At 61.8% G+C, this 15,260-nt stretch carries 20 protein-coding genes; 3 read left to right on the forward strand and 17 right to left on the reverse strand.

Translation table 11 applies throughout. The features are described 5' to 3' along the window. Window positions 1-70: 70 nt before the first annotated feature. Entirely contained in the window at window positions 71-733 is a 663-nt protein-coding gene (locus tag VI26_RS15845) for a hypothetical protein (protein ID WP_048410718.1), read from the forward strand. 92 nt (window positions 734-825) lie between these two features. Here VI26_RS15845 and VI26_RS15850 read toward each other — a convergent pair whose 3' ends face one another. From VI26_RS15850 to VI26_RS15880, 7 genes are all read right to left on the reverse strand, one after another. Further along, a complete protein-coding gene (locus VI26_RS15850) occupies window positions 826-1,602 on the reverse strand; it encodes a DNA adenine methylase (RefSeq protein WP_048410833.1) in 777 nt (258 codons plus the stop codon). Window positions 1,603-1,757: 155 nt separating this feature from the next. After that, the gene (locus VI26_RS15855) at window positions 1,758-2,057 is read right to left on the reverse strand and encodes a tail fiber assembly protein (protein WP_053074459.1); all 300 of its coding nucleotides are present in this window, start codon (window positions 2,055-2,057) and stop codon (window positions 1,758-1,760) included. A 9-nt stretch (window positions 2,058-2,066) separates the two neighbouring features. After that, window positions 2,067-2,714, reverse strand: coding sequence for a hypothetical protein (locus VI26_RS15860; protein ID WP_048410719.1), 648 nt, complete (start codon window positions 2,712-2,714; stop codon window positions 2,067-2,069). After that, on the reverse strand, window positions 2,711-3,448 hold the full coding sequence (locus VI26_RS15865) for a phage tail protein (protein WP_048410720.1): 738 nt from the start codon (window positions 3,446-3,448) through the stop codon (window positions 2,711-2,713). The genes VI26_RS15860 and VI26_RS15865 overlap by 4 nt, the downstream gene beginning before the upstream one ends. Window positions 3,449-3,450: 2 nt before the next feature. Then, complete coding sequence (locus VI26_RS15870; protein ID WP_053074460.1) at window positions 3,451-4,110, reverse strand: phage tail protein I; 660 nt, start codon at window positions 4,108-4,110, stop codon at window positions 3,451-3,453. After that, complete coding sequence (locus VI26_RS15875) at window positions 4,103-5,209, reverse strand: baseplate J/gp47 family protein (RefSeq protein ID WP_048410721.1); 1,107 nt, start codon at window positions 5,207-5,209, stop codon at window positions 4,103-4,105. The genes VI26_RS15870 and VI26_RS15875 overlap by 8 nt, the downstream gene beginning before the upstream one ends. Beyond that, on the reverse strand, window positions 5,206-5,553 hold the full coding sequence (locus VI26_RS15880; RefSeq protein ID WP_048410836.1) for a GPW/gp25 family protein: 348 nt from the start codon (window positions 5,551-5,553) through the stop codon (window positions 5,206-5,208). The genes VI26_RS15875 and VI26_RS15880 overlap by 4 nt, the downstream gene beginning before the upstream one ends. Window positions 5,554-5,626: 73 nt before the next feature. Here VI26_RS15880 and VI26_RS23945 point away from each other — a divergent pair, with 73 nt between their 5' ends. Further along, window positions 5,627-6,283, forward strand: coding sequence for a DUF4145 domain-containing protein (locus VI26_RS23945; protein ID WP_197081497.1), 657 nt, complete (start codon window positions 5,627-5,629; stop codon window positions 6,281-6,283). On the opposite strand, the gene VI26_RS15890 is transcribed toward VI26_RS23945, so the two are convergent. From VI26_RS15890 to VI26_RS15910, 5 genes are read right to left on the reverse strand one after another with little or no spacing between them, the layout of a single operon-like run. Beyond that, window positions 6,280-6,888 carry a phage baseplate assembly protein V gene (locus VI26_RS15890; RefSeq protein ID WP_048410723.1) on the reverse strand — a complete coding sequence of 203 codons (609 nt, stop codon included), beginning with the start codon at window positions 6,886-6,888 and terminating at the stop codon, window positions 6,280-6,282. The genes VI26_RS23945 and VI26_RS15890 overlap by 4 nt on opposite strands. After that, complete coding sequence (locus VI26_RS15895) at window positions 6,885-8,090, reverse strand: phage late control D family protein (RefSeq protein WP_048410724.1); 1,206 nt, start codon at window positions 8,088-8,090, stop codon at window positions 6,885-6,887. Before VI26_RS15895 ends, VI26_RS15890 begins: the two co-directional genes overlap by 4 nt. Continuing rightward, window positions 8,078-8,290 carry a tail protein X gene (locus VI26_RS15900; protein WP_082151107.1) on the reverse strand — a complete coding sequence of 71 codons (213 nt, stop codon included), beginning with the start codon at window positions 8,288-8,290 and terminating at the stop codon, window positions 8,078-8,080. Before VI26_RS15900 ends, VI26_RS15895 begins: the two co-directional genes overlap by 13 nt. 3 nt (window positions 8,291-8,293) lie before the next feature. After that, complete coding sequence (locus VI26_RS15905; protein ID WP_048410726.1) at window positions 8,294-9,220, reverse strand: phage tail protein; 927 nt, start codon at window positions 9,218-9,220, stop codon at window positions 8,294-8,296. Further along, window positions 9,220-11,760 carry a phage tail tape measure protein gene (locus VI26_RS15910; protein ID WP_048410727.1) on the reverse strand — a complete coding sequence of 847 codons (2,541 nt, stop codon included), beginning with the start codon at window positions 11,758-11,760 and terminating at the stop codon, window positions 9,220-9,222. Before VI26_RS15910 ends, VI26_RS15905 begins: the two co-directional genes overlap by 1 nt. A 29-nt stretch (window positions 11,761-11,789) precedes the next feature. Here VI26_RS15910 and VI26_RS23950 point away from each other — a divergent pair, with 29 nt between their 5' ends. Then, on the forward strand, window positions 11,790-12,050 hold the full coding sequence (locus VI26_RS23950; RefSeq protein ID WP_082151108.1) for a hypothetical protein: 261 nt from the start codon (window positions 11,790-11,792) through the stop codon (window positions 12,048-12,050). 98 nt (window positions 12,051-12,148) lie between these two features. Here VI26_RS23950 and VI26_RS15925 read toward each other — a convergent pair whose 3' ends face one another. The 5 genes from VI26_RS15925 to VI26_RS15945 all read right to left on the reverse strand — a co-directional run bounded on the left by VI26_RS15925 (window position 12,149) and on the right by VI26_RS15945 (window position 15,259). Further along, on the reverse strand, window positions 12,149-12,415 hold the full coding sequence (locus tag VI26_RS15925; protein WP_048410729.1) for a phage tail assembly protein: 267 nt from the start codon (window positions 12,413-12,415) through the stop codon (window positions 12,149-12,151). A gap of 146 nt (window positions 12,416-12,561) precedes the next feature. Then, on the reverse strand, window positions 12,562-13,086 hold the full coding sequence (locus VI26_RS15930) for a phage major tail tube protein (protein ID WP_048410730.1): 525 nt from the start codon (window positions 13,084-13,086) through the stop codon (window positions 12,562-12,564). A gap of 2 nt (window positions 13,087-13,088) precedes the next feature. Next, complete coding sequence (locus tag VI26_RS15935) at window positions 13,089-14,519, reverse strand: phage tail sheath subtilisin-like domain-containing protein (protein WP_048410731.1); 1,431 nt, start codon at window positions 14,517-14,519, stop codon at window positions 13,089-13,091. Window positions 14,520-14,522: 3 nt separating this feature from the next. After that, entirely contained in the window at window positions 14,523-14,798 is a 276-nt protein-coding gene (locus VI26_RS15940) for a hypothetical protein (protein ID WP_048410732.1), read from the reverse strand. After that, entirely contained in the window at window positions 14,795-15,259 is a 465-nt protein-coding gene (locus VI26_RS15945) for a Gp37 family protein (protein WP_048410733.1), read from the reverse strand. Before VI26_RS15945 ends, VI26_RS15940 begins: the two co-directional genes overlap by 4 nt. Window position 15,260: the final 1 nt, after the last annotated feature.

Genomic DNA, 15,260 nt, shown 5'->3' on the forward strand with positions numbered 1-15,260 from the left:
CGAATGGGAGTTGAGCTGCTCCGTGAAGCTCACGACCGACACTCCATCATGACTTTGCGGGAGATCATCCATGTCAGTCAGCAACACTAGCAGCATCGACGGCGGCAGCAATGCCTGGCAACAGCGCCGTGCCATTCACCAGCAGCGCCGCCAGGATTTCCAGACCATGATCAACGATGTGCAACAGGGCAACCTCAGCGGCGCCCAGCAAGCGTTGTCCAGCCTGCAGTCCAGCTCGCCCAACGCGGCCAGTAGCGCCGCCAGCACGGCGGGCACGGTCAGCGCCACCGGCGCGAGCAGCGGTGGCACCCAGGATTTCGCCAGCCTGATCAACTCCATGCAGACCGACGGCAGCGTCGCCAGCAGCTCCGGCGCCAGTTCAGCCAGCGCCGGCAACAATGTGACCCTGCTGTTCAATCAGATGCTAAGCCAGCTGCAGATGAGCAGCTTCGGCGGCTCCAGCGACAGCGATGCCGACGACGCGCTGAGCGCGCTGACCGGCAATAGCGCGGCCACATCGCCCGCCACGCTGTTCAACAACCTGGGCCAGGACCTGAGCAGCAGCAATCTGAGCCAGGCGCAGCAGGATTACCAGCAACTGCAGCAGGACTTGCAGACCAGCTCGCAACAGAGCCAGCCGGCCCACCACCATCATCACCATCATGGCGGCGGCCAGGTGCAGGCGGCGCTGATGAAGCGCGGCGCGAAAACTGAGCACCATTTTGCGCGATAAGTCGGGTTGAGATCATTTTCCAGCATTCGCAAAAGAATTTCACTTTTGACAGCAAAGGGGCCGCAAGGCCCCTCATCACTTTCTACAACTGATCACCAGTTACGAATGATCAGTTCCCCCTTCTTGTCCTTGCTGCGACCGGCACCACCAACGGAGTAGCTGATGTCCACCCGTTCGATAGTCAGCCCGTCGAACGCCTGGCGCATTTCCGGGATGTCGTTGACCGAGATGATCATGTGGCCCTTGATGGCCCTGGCCAGCTCGGCCATGCGCTGGTACTGGTGCAAGCCGAAGTCCACGCCATAGCCTTCTGTGCCCCAATACGGCGGATCGCAGTAGACCAGCGTGTGCTCACGATCATACTTCTTGATGCAATCCGCCCAGTCCAGGTTTTCGATGTAGGTACGACTGAGGCGAAGGTGGGCAGCGGACAGGTCTTCTTCCAGCCGCAGCAGATTGAGCCTGGGCGGGCTGGTGGTGGCGGTGCCGAAACTCTGGCCATCAACCTTGCCGCCGAAAGCCATTTTCTGCAGGTAGAAGAACCTGGCCGCGCGCTGGATGTCGGTCAGCGTTTCTTCCGGCGTGATTTGCAGCCACTTGAAAATTTGACGTGAGGTCAAAGACCACTTGAATTGCCGGACAAACTCTTCCATGTGGTGGCGCACTACACGGTAAAGGTTGACCAGTTCGCCGTTGACATCGTTGATCACTTCGACCTTGGCTGGCTCTTTCAGGAAGTAAAGCGCCGCCGCGCCGCAGAAGGGTTCGACGTAGCAGGTATGCTCAGGGAACAGCGGGAGAATGTGCTTAGCGAGACGGCGCTTGCCGCCGATCCAGGGAACAATGGGATTAGCTGTGATTTGTAACATCTGCAAGGTTCTTTCCACGGATGCAATTCCCGTTTAGGCTTGTTTCACCGTAGGCCTACGGTAGACAGCCTTGGGATGACTTGCAGGCTATGACTGCGGGTCAGCTGGCCGGGCAGGTGTTTGCAGCACCTTCCCGGCCGCTGTCTTCTACTTCTCTATGCCGGCGCTACCGGCCACTCCACCTTATCCAAATCCGCCACCGACGGCAGGTCACGCAGCATTTTACGGTATTTGGTCCAAGCGGCTTTCTGCTCAGTGGTCAGTGCAGCATCAGGCACTTGCGTCCAGTCGCAGGCGCGCAGCAGCGCATTGCGCTCATTGCGCAGCACTTCCAGCATGACTTCTCTGCGTGCGGCGGTGATGGCTTCATTGCTTGCGCCGAAAATCTCGCGCGCCTCGCGCTCGGGAACATTGACGATGACGCCACGTGGCGTTTCAACCGACTTCAAGATCATGGATATCTCCTAAAGGACTTTGGGCAGGGTGATGGGAGCATCCCATCCCGCATCGGGCACGGCCTTGGGGCTCACTTTGTAGCCGCCACCAGGACGCCCTGGGAGCAATGTGGTATCCGCTACCAGAATAGGTTTCAAGTTTTCAGTTCCATCAAGGTCAGTTTTGCTCAGCGGATAGTCCGCATCGATGTGATATTGCATGCCGCCGCCACGAAGCCACACGATGCGGCCCTCTGCGAACGTCACAAAGCCGCCAACAGATTGGTGGTAGGCAAATTGATAGTCCTCGATCCGCGTTAACGAGAAATCCCACCAGGCCATGCCCCGGACAGAAAACTCCAACAACAACCCGGCCACATGCGTCGCGCCGAGCGATTCAGGGTGCGGCTCTGCCCAATAGCGGCGGACGACCAGCCGCCCCAACTCTGCCGGCGCGCCAAAAATGGGAACTGGATAGAAGGTGTTTGCGTCGCCGTTCACAATAATCGTGTTACGGAACGGCAGCGCCATATCGATCTTCGCAGCCTCTCTCCACGCATCAAGCTCATTGGCTTTCGCTGTGACTTTAGCGTCAATTTCCCCCGCTTTACCGCGCACGGTTGCGGTTAATTCGGTCGATGCGCGGACAAGGTCGGCAATACCGGATTCCAGGCTCATTTCATTACTCCTTTTACTGCATGGGTCTGTAAGTCGAGGATGGCCGCCGCACTGGCGACCTGTATTTCCAGCAAGCGGTCATGCGCAGAGGACTGCTGGTTGGCCAACTGATCAAGGCGCAGCGCCGCTCGACGGTTGGTGTCGGCCAACGCTGTCAACTGGTTGGCGTGCTCAGTGGTTCTGCGCATTGTTCGTGCGGCCAGGTCTTCCAAGCCCGTATGTAGCGCGGCCAGTTGTGCATCCTGCTGCAGGTCGACCAGCTGACTAGCGATCTGGGCGCCGGCCAGGCTGGCAAGCTCTTCAGCAAGATGCAGGTTCAGGCCCGCGCCCGTGGATTGCACGATGACGCTGTCAGGCGGCACGCCGGACAGCGTCAAGTCATAGGCCAACAACAACTCCAGCCCACCTTGCTTGTATGCCAGCGCGCGGTTTGGATCACTCCACACCGCCAGGCACACACCGCTCTCCAGGATGAAGCCGACTTCACGCACCCAGAACTCTGCACTGTCGTCCGCTAGTGCCGTCAGGTGGAGTTGGCGCGGACCAACGATGCGACCGTCCGCGACTGGATAGCGGACAACCTCGTGGTGCAAGCCGCTCTGTCCGGCGTTGGGGGTATAGCCGGCGTCGCCCAAAGCGACATGGGTTATCCGCAACTGGATGCCATCTCCGCTAGCCAGCTGGATGGCGGACAAGCCCGCATCCAACAGTTGCGGGATGAGCGTAGTAGTCATCTCTAGCCCTCCATTGAAAGGCGCAGCACTGCCCTGGCGCGTCCAGCGCTGGCAAGCTGTGCGGGTTGAAAAATCGGCTTTGCAGGGACCGGCAGGCAGTGGCCACCTGTGCGACGTATCGCACGCGCCCGGCCCGCCGAGGCGAGATAAACCCTTTGATCAAAGCGTGCGCCGACATGCAGCGCATAAGAGCAGCGGACCGGCTTCGCTTCATCCACCATGCACTTCAGCCGGTGATATAGCTCAGCGCTCAATAAGGGGTTCTTGTCTTGCCAGTTGTCGTTGGCCCACAGCTTCAAACTGAAGGTGTAGGGGATACCCTCCGGCTGCTGCTGCCACCACTCCAGCAATTCGGCATCGATACCCAGCACGCGGAACACTTCCTGGACCGCCCACAAGGTGCCTTTGTATCGATGCAATTCGATCGCTCTTTTGATCAAGGCGCGCTGCTGGCGCTCATCGCTGGCCAGCAACCAGCCTTCATCGCCCATCACATGGAATTGCTCGGCAAGAACCGGCAACAACTCGGTGTCGACTTGATCCACCAGGTAAACCAGCAGCGGCGACAAGTCTTGCTGGCTGATACGGCCAGTCAGTTGGCCCAACGCGCGGAAGCGCGGGTCACTGGCCAGCACCGGAGGCAAAAGCATGGTCTCAGCCATTTGCCACTCCCGTCGGAGTGATGGAAATCTGGGTGCAGTGCGCCCATTCGCTGTCACTCAATACACGCAAGGCTGGGCTGTTCAGCGTGACCTGGTACACACCAGGCACCTGCAGCGCGGCAATCACCTGGCTTGGCACGATGTCGCGTCCCAAGCTGCCCGCCCGGCCATCGACATAGGCTTTGGCCTGTGCCATCGCCATGGCCTGCACCGAGCGCGAATCCGCCTGGGTATACAGCACCAGTTGAGCCTCAATCGCATAGTCAACGCGGCTGGGTGCCAATGCTCGCACCCGGTCAGTCAATGGCCGCACCTTCTCGGCGGAACAAGTGGCCTCAACCAAGGCCAGCAAATTGGAGTCCGGCAGCCCCGTTGCCGTCAGGGGGTAAAGGTGAACGACGCCAGGGGATGGCGACAGCACCGCAACGTCGACGATGCTTTGATGCGCCTTAAGGGCATGGAAACGGTAGGCCAGGCGGCTGCCGGCGTTGGTGAACGACTCCGGCGCCAGCTTGATGCGCTCGCGCAGGCGCTCGTCGTCCTCTTCGTCATAGCCGGTGCTGGTCACCGAGGTGTTGGCGGCCGCCACCTCCATATCACCCAACTCGTCGACCAGGCTATTGATCTGGCCAGGCTGCCAGCCATTGCCGGCAGTGCCAGCCTCTTCGCAAGTAGCGGCCACATCGACCGACAGTTGGCCAGTTGGCAAGGTGACATCCATATCGGTGGCAAATACCACCACGCCATCGCCACCCTCGACACGGGTGCCGGCCGGGATCAACAGCCCGGTGGCCTGCACGGTCTCCAGGGTAAAACGCAGCACGGTCTTGGCGGGCTGCGCCGGCAAGCGCGTCACGCCGACCAGTTCGCCCAGGTAGTCCAGCATCGGCGCGCGGGCGTAGGCCACCAAGTTCTGCTTGGCCGCCTCCTGAATGCCAATGCGCACCAGGTTTTCGCGGTAGGCGATCACGTCGATCAGCAGCCGCTCCACCTGGGCCGGGTACAAGGTCTTGCCCGATAATTGCTCGTACTGGGCAACGATCTCGGCGGTGATGGCGTCCGGGTTGCGGTCAATGAAGCTCGGCTCGGGCAGGCTCATAGCTGCACCTCGGTCTCGCGCAGCACGCCGTCCGCCAGCTTCCAGCACACGCGCAGGGTGACTTGTGAGCCCAGCACCGCCGGCGTGACCTTCACCAGTACGCAGCGCGGCTCCCACTTGCGAATGGCCTCTACCGCCTCGCGCACCAGGTGCGGAATCGCCTGGTTGATGGGCTTGTCGAGGTGAAGGTGTAGGCTGGAGGCGAAATCCGGGCGATGCGGGTCACAGCCCTTGGGCGAGCATAGGATGATGCGGATGGACTGGTCGATATCCGCCACGGTCTCGACGATGCCGAGGCCGCCGAGGGCGGGTTGCCAGTGAAGGGAGTCAGAAAGTCGATTCATGACGACATGGTGTAGTACCATCCCGTCAGAGAACTATTAAGCTCAATTAAAAAACCGAAATATGCGGGGACTTATGGAATATGTTGCACCAACTTTTAAGATGAATGGTTTTAATTGCCCGTTATGTAATGCCTACGCCCAAATTTCTTGGGTACGTATTAATAGTCAGGTGCATGGAATCAGTGATCCTAGGATATGGCAGGCAGAATGCACTCGTTGCAGAAAATCTTCTATCTGGAAACAGCGGGACACTGGTGAAGCGCTACATGCAGACATGATCTTTCCAGTGGAGAGCAATGCTCCTATACACCACAAGGACTTACCTGATGAATGCAAACCAGATTACATGGAGGCCCGCTCAATCGAAGCACAGTCCCCTCGTGCAGCAGCAGCATTGCTTCGCCTCGTTGTACAAAAGCTTTGTAAGCACTTTGGTCAGCCAGGCAAAGACATCAACAAAGACATTGGCAATCTAGTACAAGAGGGTTTGCCTAGAACACTCCAACAAGCACTTGACACTGTGCGTGTAGTTGGTAATGAGGCTGTTCATCCCGGTGAAATTGATCTCAATGATAACCCTGAGATTGTGTCCCGTCTGTTCCGTTTAGTGAATCGAATCGTCGAAAAAATGATTACGGAACCGAAAGAGGATGCTGACCTTTATGCTTCTCTGCCGGCCAGTAAGCTAGAGGGTATAGATCAAAGGGATAAGCCTAAACAAGACAATTAATGATTATGATGATTCGAATTCCCGCCGGCATCCATCACGGAACCGCTGGCGTGGATGTCTCCTTCCACCTCCACCTTGCCACTGATCACCGCTGCCGCGCCGCCCCCACCCGACACCGCCATCCCGCCTTGCCCCACCAGCCTGCCCTTCACCAGGACGTTGCCGGTGAACTCCGCCTCCGGCGTGCTCACCGTCACCTTGGCCCCAGCCTGCAGCAGAATCTCGGCGTCGGCCTGGACCACCACTTTCTGCACCCCGGTCACAGTCAGTACATGGGTGCCCCGGTCATACTCCAATAGCGCGCCGTCCTTGAAGCGAACGGCGAACTTGTTCGGGTCGGTCACCGGCGGCTTGTCCGCATCGGAATACACCGCCCCCAGGATCACGCCGTCCTCGCCGCGCGCATCCAGCAACACCGCGACATGCTCGCCGTTATCGTAGGTCCAGCAGCATTGATCCTGCAGGGTCTTCGGGTATGCGATCGGCAGCCACATGGTGCGCATATTGTCGAGGTCCGGCAGGCGCACGCGGGCGAAGCCGGGCTTGCTGGCGCTGACCGTGCCGAACTTGAGGCTGGCGCCGAACTCGTCGAAGGTATCGTTCATTTCTTCTTGCTCACTGTTGTTGTGCCGACCACATCCACCTTGCCGTCCTTCATGCCGTAGACCTTCAAGGACTTGCCGGACTTCTTCTTCGCCGCGCCGCCGCCCTTGCCCTTGGCGACCGAGATCGCCGCGCGCTTGACCTCCAGCTCGGTGGTGTAGCCGCCGCTGCGGTCGACGCGGTGGCGCGCCGACTCCACCAGGTAGCGGCCGTCGAGCTTGCCGCACCCGGTCAGGTCGAAGGTCACGCCGGCGACAAGCTTCGGATTGCCAGGCAGGGTCAGGTTGCCGGCGGTTTGTTCCTGGTTGCTCTTGTCCAGCGCCGCCTTCGCCTTGGCCTGCGCCGCCGCCTTGGAGCCAGAGCGTGTGGACAGCTTCAGGGTGTCGCCGCTGGCGGCCTGGCCGGCGCCTCGCTTCTTGGCGGACACGGTGGTTTGGCCCACGGCGCCCACCTGGCCGTCCGCCTTCATCCCGTACACCACCAGCTTCTTGGTCTTCGGGTTGTGGTACTTCACCTTGGCTTGCTGGTAGATGTCCTTGATCTTGTCGCGTAGCCGCAGCGAGATCAGATCGCCGGCCTGCAGCGTGGTCACCGCCTTGCCGCCACGCAGATCGGCCAACTCGGTGAAGACCAGCTTGCTGCCGACGATCTTGAAGGCATAGCCGTACTCGCGTGCCAGGCGGGTCAGGAAGGCCACATCGCGTTCCTGGTACTGGGTAACGCGGTCGATACGGATGTCGCGGATTTTGCCGGTCAGCGTCAGCTGATTGCGCTTGGCGATGCGCCGGGCGATCGCCGCCAGCGTGGTGTTCTCATAGGCGCGGCCGGAGCGGGTACGCACCGACTTCTTGATGCCGGTCGACAGCGCCCGGATCGTCACCGTTGAAGGCGGCGTCGCAATCTCGATCTCGTCGATCTCGAACGAGCCGCACGGCAACAGCGGCGCCGCGTCGTAGCCGATCTTGAGCGACAGCGCGTCGCCCTTGCCGGGGTACCAGGCGCGCAGCCAGCGGCCGTCGGCATCCTCCAGTTGCACCTCCAGTTCATCGGACTGGCCGGATAGGTAGTCGGTATAGGTCACCGACAACACATATGGGGACACGTCGTTGGTGATGTTCTTGTGCCCGTAGGACAGCATGAACACCGGGTGGGGCACGGCGGCCACCGCCGTCGGCTCTGGTACGGCCTGTGTCAACGCAGCCATGACGGCAGCTCCTCATCCTCGGATAGATCATCCTGCTCAATGATGGGGATGGACAGCACCAGGCCGCTCGGCAAGGCGGTGGCCAGCGGCACATGCGGGTTGGCCGCCACGATGCGTTCGTAAGCCAGCGCGTCGCCGTAATAGCGGGCAGCCAGTTGATCCCAGCGTTCGCCCTCGGTGGTGACATGAGTCAGGAACATGATCTAGATCGCCCTGGTGATGACCTTGCCGGCCAACTTGCTGATATTGGGCGCCATCGACTCCAACGCACTGCTGGCGGCCGCAAGCTGACCGGCCATGGAGTCGATGCGGCCGACGACATTGCCGGCGGTGACGGCGGACAACGCGCCCTGGGCATTGCGCACCGCATCGAGCGCAGTGTTGCCGGCGCGCAAGATGCTCGCCGCGTCGGGTAGTTGCCCGCTGAGCTTGCCCAATGCCGGCGACAGCTTCTCCAGCGGGCCGCCGACCTGCTTCAGCGCCCCCTGCAGGCCCGGCACCTGGCCCAGCGCCGCCAGCGGGTTGTCGCGCAGTCTCTGCGCCACCCGCGCGACATCCATCGCGGTCCGCATCGCCGACTGGGCCTGGTTTGCATAGGTCACCACCTGACGCACGCTGTCGCGTACCGATCCGATGGCGCTGCCCACGCCAGCCTGGAGGTCGGCGACCTTGGTGGCCACGCTGGCTGGCAGCGCGGTGGCGGCCGCCGGCGGCAACGTGGCCTGCACAGCCGGCGGCGCCAGCGGGCTTTTCTTGTCGCCGACGAACTCGCGCAAGGTGAGGCTGGCCTCCAGCGCAATCAGCGTGCCGGCCTGGTCGGTCTGCCTGCTGGTCGCCTGCAGCTCGGTCAACACGAACCAGCCCTTGTAATCGCCATTGCCCAGCACCAGCGCCATGGCCTGGTGCGCACGCAAGGCCGTCTGCAACTTGATCAGCTCCTGCTCCGGGTCGCAGAACTGGCTATGGAACGACAGCTGGATGCGGATTTCATCCAGCTTGTCGCCGACCCGCTGCAAGCGCGGCTTGCCGTCGATCAGCGCGTGCTCGGCATAGTCGACGCCAAATTGAGACTCGAAGCCGTCGAAGTAGGTGATCAGGTCGAATTGGACGTCGCCCAGGAGCGCAAACATCAGTAGGCCCTCCGCGCTTGCTGCGCGGTCACGCGCTTGATCAGTTGCTCCAACTCATGCAGCGACAGCTTCAACGCCTCGTTGATCTGGCCTTTTACACCCTCGGCCGTGCCGCCCTGGACCTGGATGGTTGGGCTGAAGTGGATGATGACGCCGCTCATGCCGCCCGCGCCGCCGGCGGCCGCACCGCCGCCCCTGGCGGCCTGAGCCGCGCCCAGGCGCTTTACCGCCGCAGCCGCGGCTGTTTGTGAGGCCATGCCGGCGGCGGCCTTGGAGGCCAGCCCCGACGAGCGCCCAATCCCGATTGCCGCGCCCTGAGCGATGTTGTCGCCAAAGCCCATGAACACGCGCGAAGGCGACTTGATGCCCAGAGTATTGGCGAACCAGCCCTTCACATCCTGACCAAAACCGACGATGGCATCCTTGGCCGCGCCGATCTTGGCCTTGATGCCATTGAGAAGGCCGCCGATCAACATGCCGCCAAAGTCGGTGAAGTTCTTGGGCAGGCTGACGCCGAACCACTTCATCACCCCGGCAAACGCCTTGTAGAACAGCCCCAGCGGCGACCAGTTCAGGATCAGCTTGGCCACGCCGCCGATGCCGCCGGCGAAGGCGGCTTTGACGCCGGCCCACAGCCCTTGAAACCATGGCTTGACCTTGTCCCAATGGCGGTAGATCAGGTAGGCGCCGATGGCGATGCCGGTAATCAGCAGGCCGATCGGGTTCATCAGCAAAGCGCGACCCAGCCACAGCACCGCCTGGCCGGCCAAGCGCAGGCCGCTGAACAACTGGCCGCCCAGTGCGCGGCCCAAGCGGCTGGCCAACCGACTGGCTGAGCCGATGCCTCGGCCCATGGAAGCAACTGCGGCTGCCAGCCGAACCGCATTGCTACGGCCGGCACCAAACAATCGGAACAACAGGGTCAGCCGGGAAGAGCCACCCAGTAGCATGGCGCGCAGCAGCGTCCATTTACTGGACAGGGTCAAGATTGATGTACCCAAGGCATTGAACGGAGACATCGCCAGATTGAGGCCGTACTTGAGTCCGATGAAGGCCATCTTGCCGGCCAATAGACCACCGACCAGGCCAATAATGCCTTTGATCAAGCCGGGGTTTTCCTTGGCCCATTCGCCGAATGCCTTCACTGCCGGCATGACCTCAACAATGATCTCGGAAATCGATGGCAACAGCGCGTCGCCAATGGTGAGCCCTAACTCAGCGGTGCCAATCTTGAATTTGTCGAGCTGCGACTTGGCGGTATCCATCCGCTTTAGCCAGTCCTGATCCAGCAAGCCCTTGTCGGCGGCGTCCATGCTGCCTTGCTGGATATCCTTCATTTCCCCCTGATTAGCGATTGCAGGTCGAATGAACGACATGGCCTGCATGTCCTGAAACAACTCACCCAGTTTGTAGGCTTCCGACAGCCGCTGCAGCGCCGCCTGGCGTTCCTTGTCATCCTTGATCGCCATCGCCTGTTTAAACTGGCCGGCCGCAGCAGGGCCTTTGGACTGCATGTATTGGGTAATGATGGCCAACATGGATTGCACAGGCGTCAGTCCCTGCGCGCGCAAATTCATCATGCTGCCCTTCAAGTCGATACCTGCGTTTGCAAAATCCTTTAGGGTGTCCGGAGCGGTGATCTTTTGCAGGAAATTCTTGAAATTGTTAGCGGCCTCATCGTTAGAACCCGCGCCTTTGCGAGCAATCTGCAGCGCGGCGCCGATCTCGGCGACGGCCTCCTTGCCGGTGACACCGAGCGCCTGGAAGGAAGGCGATAGAGCCGGCAGCCACTTGGCCATGTCGCGGATTTCGAACTGGCCGCGCTTGCCGGCATAGGCCAGCATATTGAGCGCGCTTTCGAAGCCGTCCTCTCCCACCTTGAGGTTATCCTTGAGCGCGATCGCCACGCTGCCCAGATCGTCCATGCTGGCGCGGGTCGCGGTCGCCGCCTTGGCCATCACCGGAGCGTACTTCTCCAAGGCCTTGGCGTCCTGGATGCCGCCTGCGACCAACACCGAGGTGCCGCGTGCGATTTCATCCTGGAACTGGTTCCACTTGAGCGCAGCATTACGGATAGTCGAGCCGAGCTTGGCCTCCTCAACCTTGGAAAACTCGCCCGTAATGGCGATGTCTCGCATCTGGTCCTGAAAGTTGACCGCTGCGCCCACCGATTTAACAACCGGAGCGCCCAGGGCGAGCGCGGTTCCTGCGGTCTCCATCGCCTGGCCGCGCAGATCGGCGCGGCCCGCCTTCAAGGTCTCGCCGCGCGCGATGCTGGCGGCTAGCTTTTCCTGTTTGATGCGCAACTGGTCCAGGGTCTGGCCCAGCCGCTCGTATTGGCGGCGCAGCTCGCCCACATTGCGGGTTGGATGCGCCATTGCCCGCGCCATCGCGTCGCCCAGCCGGTTGTGTTTGACGCGGAGTTCATCGGCCACCTGACCGAGCTTTTGGGTGATGCCTCGCGCCGAGGCGAACGCGGCTTGAAACGAGCCCGCCAACGCCGCGCCAATCTTCACCCCAACCAGCAGTTCATTGGCCATACCGTGCCGCCTTTTGCTATCCTGAAACCATGTTTGAAAAAACCGCCCTCATCGCCGCCAAAGTCCTATACGGACTCATCGTTTGTTGCGGCATCGCCTTCCTGGCCTGGCTGTGCTTTGCGTACCTGCCGTTCTGGGGGGCTTTGTTTGCCTTGCCCATCGCCCTGGTGTTGACGGCGTTGGCCGGCGCGCCATTGGCGGCCGGCGCTTCTCTGTTGGGCGGCTTGCTGATCGCGGTGCTGGTCGTCATCGGCCGTAAAGCGACTGCATCGTCTCGTTCCGCCGCTTGACCTCGCGTTCGGCCTCCTCGATCCAGCCCCAGTAATCCTCCATCTCCAGCCCGTCGATCTCCGACGGCTGCATCCGCAGCACCGTCAGCAAGTAGCCGTCAAGCCTCCGCAGCTCCGTCTCCGCCGCCCACCATGGCGCGAAAGCAATCGGCCAGCACCCGGCTGTCGGCAATGTCGAGTTGATCAATGTCTTCCAGCAGCAGGCCTGTCATGCGCGCGAACAGGAAATCCTCCTGGTCGGCGTCGTCTTTGCTGTGCTGGTGGGCGGCCTTCAGATCGCCGCGCTTCAGGCGCGTGATCGTTAGGGATTCGATGCGCTCGCCGGCGGCGTTGGTAAACGGGAATTGCAGCTTGAGTGCTTTCATGAGGACTCCTCCATGCGGGTGAACGTTGAACAATGTCAGTAGGTGCAGGGAGGATTGTCGGCCGATGCCGGGCGGGGAGCAGTTAAACGACTTTAATAAAAAGGGGCCACCGGAGTGGCCCCAACGGGGGGAACAAGTGATTAGATTCAGCCGCCGATATGGCTGCGGTAAGTGCCCAGCATGTCCTCGCCGCCCACGCGGAAGATGTTGGCCAGGTAGTCCAGCTCCAGCACCTCCTCGCCGTCGATCACCTGCTTGATGTAGGTGGCGGAGAAGGAAGACCCGAACTCGGCGTTGTCATGCTGCTTATAGGTGCCCAGTGGGTTTTTCTTGAACATCACGGTCAGGAAGGTGACCAGGCTGACCTCCTGCAGGCGGCCCTGGGCGCCGTAGGTCTCGATGCTGGAACGGCACTGCAGCTGCGCCGCCTTGAACGGGTTGGCCACGGTCTTGGCCACGTCCCGATACAGCGAATTCCACTTGATCTCGCCCTCCAGCTTGTCGAAGCCGGCCGGCAGCTCGATCTTGCCGATCATGCCCAGCGCCTTGTGCTCCTGCATGATGGCGGACACGTCCGGCAGCTTGACCTCGTCGGCCCGGCCCAGCAGCGAATTGCCGTTCACATAGATGTTGGCGTTGGTGATGCGGTTGATTTCGATTTTGCCGGCCATGATCAATTCCCTCCCTTCAGGGTCAGCAGGTATTCCGAGGTGATCTCGGTCTCAAAGGTCAGACGTTCCAGCGGCGGCGGCACCGTGTACTTGTAGCTGATCAGCAGATGGCCGGCGGCCAGCTCGGTCTCCGGATTGCGCGCCACATCGAACCAGGCCTTGAAGCCCAGCAGCGCGCCGTCGCCGATCAGCTTGCGGCCGTAGCCGTTCACCGATTCCACCAGCGCGTCGATGGTGGCCTGGTTCAGCGGCATGTCGATGAACTGCTGGCTGAAGTAGCGGATCGACTCATTGATCACGTCGCCGGTGCGGCGCACGTTCTCGAAGTTGCGCATATGGCTGACGGTGGGCCAGGCGGCGGTGCGGTTGCCCCACAGGCGGAAGCCGGAGCCAAAGCTGGAGAACACCGTGGTGATGCCTTGCTCGTTCAGCAAGTTCACCTCGGACTGCGGGTCGTCGATCATCGCCGACAACTGGCGTTCGACACCGGTCACCCCGGCGATCTCCTGGTTGGAGCTGGACCACCAGAAACCCTTGTCCAGGTCGACCTTGGCGCGCAGGCCGGCGGCGCGGGCGGACAGCGGCTCCAGGCGCTCGGCGTTCAGCACCGGGTCGTAGACCTTCACATGTGGGTAGCACAAGCGCACGCGGTCGCTGGAGGTGTTGAAGTTGATGCTGCCGGCTGGGCCGCGACCCGCCAACGCCTGGGCGTAGGTGGTGCCGATCGGCGCGTCGAGGTAGGTCACCGCGTCCAACTGGTCGGCCATCGCGATCAGCTCGACCGCCACCGAGTTCTGGGTGCAGAACGCCGGCGCGATCAGAATCTTGGCGAAGAAACCGAACTGGTTATAGGTATCCTTCAGCGCCTTCAGGCCGGTGCGCGCGCCGGCGGCGTTGACGGCGCCGATGATGTCGCCAGCGGTGACCTTGGTCGGGTCGGCATAGTCATAGCTGGCCTTGACGCTGGCGCCGGCGCTGATGGCGCCGCCCTTGATGCGCGCCAGTTCCCCGGTGACCAGGTTGGCGCTGTAGTCGGTGCCGGCCACGTAGGTGGTCGCGCTATCGCCGCTCTTCAACACCAGGCCGGCCACGGCGCCGTGGGCCAGCTTGACGCGGTCGGTCGCGGGGTCGAAGCCCAGGGCTTCGCTGGCCACCGCCGTCTTGTGGATGGCCGGGTCCAATACATTGATGACAATGACCGTGCCGGCGCCGTGATCGTAGATCGCGTCCAGCGCCTGCGGAATGGTGAAGCCGGGCAACTGGGGGCCAAACACGGCGGCGTCTTTTTCGGACAAGGTCAGGGTGACGGTATTGACCGCTCCGATCGGCGCGGTGCCGATCAGGCCGATCACCGCCGACTTGACGGTTCGCACCGGACGCGGGCCGCGCTCGACCTCAATGGTTTCCACGCCATGCAAGTAGTTTGCAGCCATCGCTTAGGCTCCTTTCGTTTGCAAGGTTTCATCGGCGCCGCTGCGCGCCGGTGGCTTGGCCTGCTTGCCCTTGTCGTCGACCGGGGTCAGGTACTGCAGGGCCAGCAAGGTCTTGGTGTATTCGTGCTCGACCGGCAATTCGACCTCGGCGCCGGTGTGCAGCATCACCTCGCGGACGTCTTCGCCCTCTTGCAGCGTCACGCCGCTGGTCGGGCCGCTGTAGCGGTATCTGGCGCTCGTTTTAGCTGACGCAGAAACTTCGCTATCGCTCGTTCTCATGGGGTTTCCTCGTAAGTGACTTGAGCCAGGGGGGACTCGGTATCGACGTCGGCGTCCTCGACCAGCATGCATTGCGACGTCAGCTCGACGGTGTACTGCCAGATGCCGGCCGTCTCGCCGAGGAAGGTCTCGGCCTTGGCCTGGACCTTGCGGCAATCCGGCGGCCGCCAGCCGACGAGCGCGCGGCGCACGTCGTCCACCACGTCGACCGCGCCCCCTTTGCCGTTGAGCTGGCGCAGCAGCACCGCCACCGACAAACGCACCACGCGCGGCTGGGCGACATAGCTGATATCCACGGTGCCGTCGAACTGGCTGCCGGGATAGCTGACCAGCAGCGCCCCCTTGGGGTGATTGAGCCGGTACTCGCTTGGCCGGTCGGGAAAGTACTCGACCGCCAGCTGCGGCAGCTTCGCCTTCAACCGCGCCACCGTCGCGTCGATGATCTGCAAGGTGGTGGCCATG

It is taken from the genome of Chromobacterium sp. LK1 (assembly GCF_001043555.1).
GTDB lineage: Bacteria > Pseudomonadota > Gammaproteobacteria > Burkholderiales > Chromobacteriaceae > Chromobacterium > Chromobacterium aquaticum.

What these genes read in the sequence shown, in the direction of transcription:
- VI26_RS15930 (WP_048410730.1), bottom strand. Translation starts at nt 13,086, where the DNA reads ATGGCCGGCAAAATCGAAATCAACCGCATCACCAACGCCAACATCTAT.
- VI26_RS15940 (WP_048410732.1), bottom strand. Translation starts at nt 14,798, where the DNA reads ATGAGAACGAGCGATAGCGAAGTTTCTGCGTCAGCTAAAACGAGCGCC.
- VI26_RS15905 (WP_048410726.1), bottom strand. Translation starts at nt 9,220, where the DNA reads ATGTTTGCGCTCCTGGGCGACGTCCAATTCGACCTGATCACCTACTTC.
- VI26_RS15845 (WP_048410718.1), top strand. Translation starts at nt 71, where the DNA reads ATGTCAGTCAGCAACACTAGCAGCATCGACGGCGGCAGCAATGCCTGG.
- VI26_RS15945 (WP_048410733.1), bottom strand. Translation starts at nt 15,259, where the DNA reads ATGGCCACCACCTTGCAGATCATCGACGCGACGGTGGCGCGGTTGAAG.
- VI26_RS23945 (WP_197081497.1), top strand. Translation starts at nt 5,627, where the DNA reads ATGGAATATGTTGCACCAACTTTTAAGATGAATGGTTTTAATTGCCCG.
- VI26_RS15910 (WP_048410727.1), bottom strand. Translation starts at nt 11,760, where the DNA reads ATGGCCAATGAACTGCTGGTTGGGGTGAAGATTGGCGCGGCGTTGGCG.
- VI26_RS23950 (WP_082151108.1), top strand. Translation starts at nt 11,790, where the DNA reads ATGTTTGAAAAAACCGCCCTCATCGCCGCCAAAGTCCTATACGGACTC.
- VI26_RS15925 (WP_048410729.1), bottom strand. Translation starts at nt 12,415, where the DNA reads ATGAAAGCACTCAAGCTGCAATTCCCGTTTACCAACGCCGCCGGCGAG.
- VI26_RS15855 (WP_053074459.1), bottom strand. Translation starts at nt 2,057, where the DNA reads ATGATCTTGAAGTCGGTTGAAACGCCACGTGGCGTCATCGTCAATGTT.
- VI26_RS15860 (WP_048410719.1), bottom strand. Translation starts at nt 2,714, where the DNA reads ATGAGCCTGGAATCCGGTATTGCCGACCTTGTCCGCGCATCGACCGAA.
- VI26_RS15900 (WP_082151107.1), bottom strand. Translation starts at nt 8,290, where the DNA reads ATGTTCCTGACTCATGTCACCACCGAGGGCGAACGCTGGGATCAACTG.
- VI26_RS15850 (WP_048410833.1), bottom strand. Translation starts at nt 1,602, where the DNA reads ATGTTACAAATCACAGCTAATCCCATTGTTCCCTGGATCGGCGGCAAG.
- VI26_RS15895 (WP_048410724.1), bottom strand. Translation starts at nt 8,090, where the DNA reads ATGGCTGCGTTGACACAGGCCGTACCAGAGCCGACGGCGGTGGCCGCC.
- VI26_RS15875 (WP_048410721.1), bottom strand. Translation starts at nt 5,209, where the DNA reads ATGAGCCTGCCCGAGCCGAGCTTCATTGACCGCAACCCGGACGCCATC.
- VI26_RS15935 (WP_048410731.1), bottom strand. Translation starts at nt 14,519, where the DNA reads ATGGCTGCAAACTACTTGCATGGCGTGGAAACCATTGAGGTCGAGCGC.
- VI26_RS15880 (WP_048410836.1), bottom strand. Translation starts at nt 5,553, where the DNA reads ATGAATCGACTTTCTGACTCCCTTCACTGGCAACCCGCCCTCGGCGGC.
- VI26_RS15870 (WP_053074460.1), bottom strand. Translation starts at nt 4,110, where the DNA reads ATGGCTGAGACCATGCTTTTGCCTCCGGTGCTGGCCAGTGACCCGCGC.
- VI26_RS15865 (WP_048410720.1), bottom strand. Translation starts at nt 3,448, where the DNA reads ATGACTACTACGCTCATCCCGCAACTGTTGGATGCGGGCTTGTCCGCC.
- VI26_RS15890 (WP_048410723.1), bottom strand. Translation starts at nt 6,888, where the DNA reads ATGAACGATACCTTCGACGAGTTCGGCGCCAGCCTCAAGTTCGGCACG.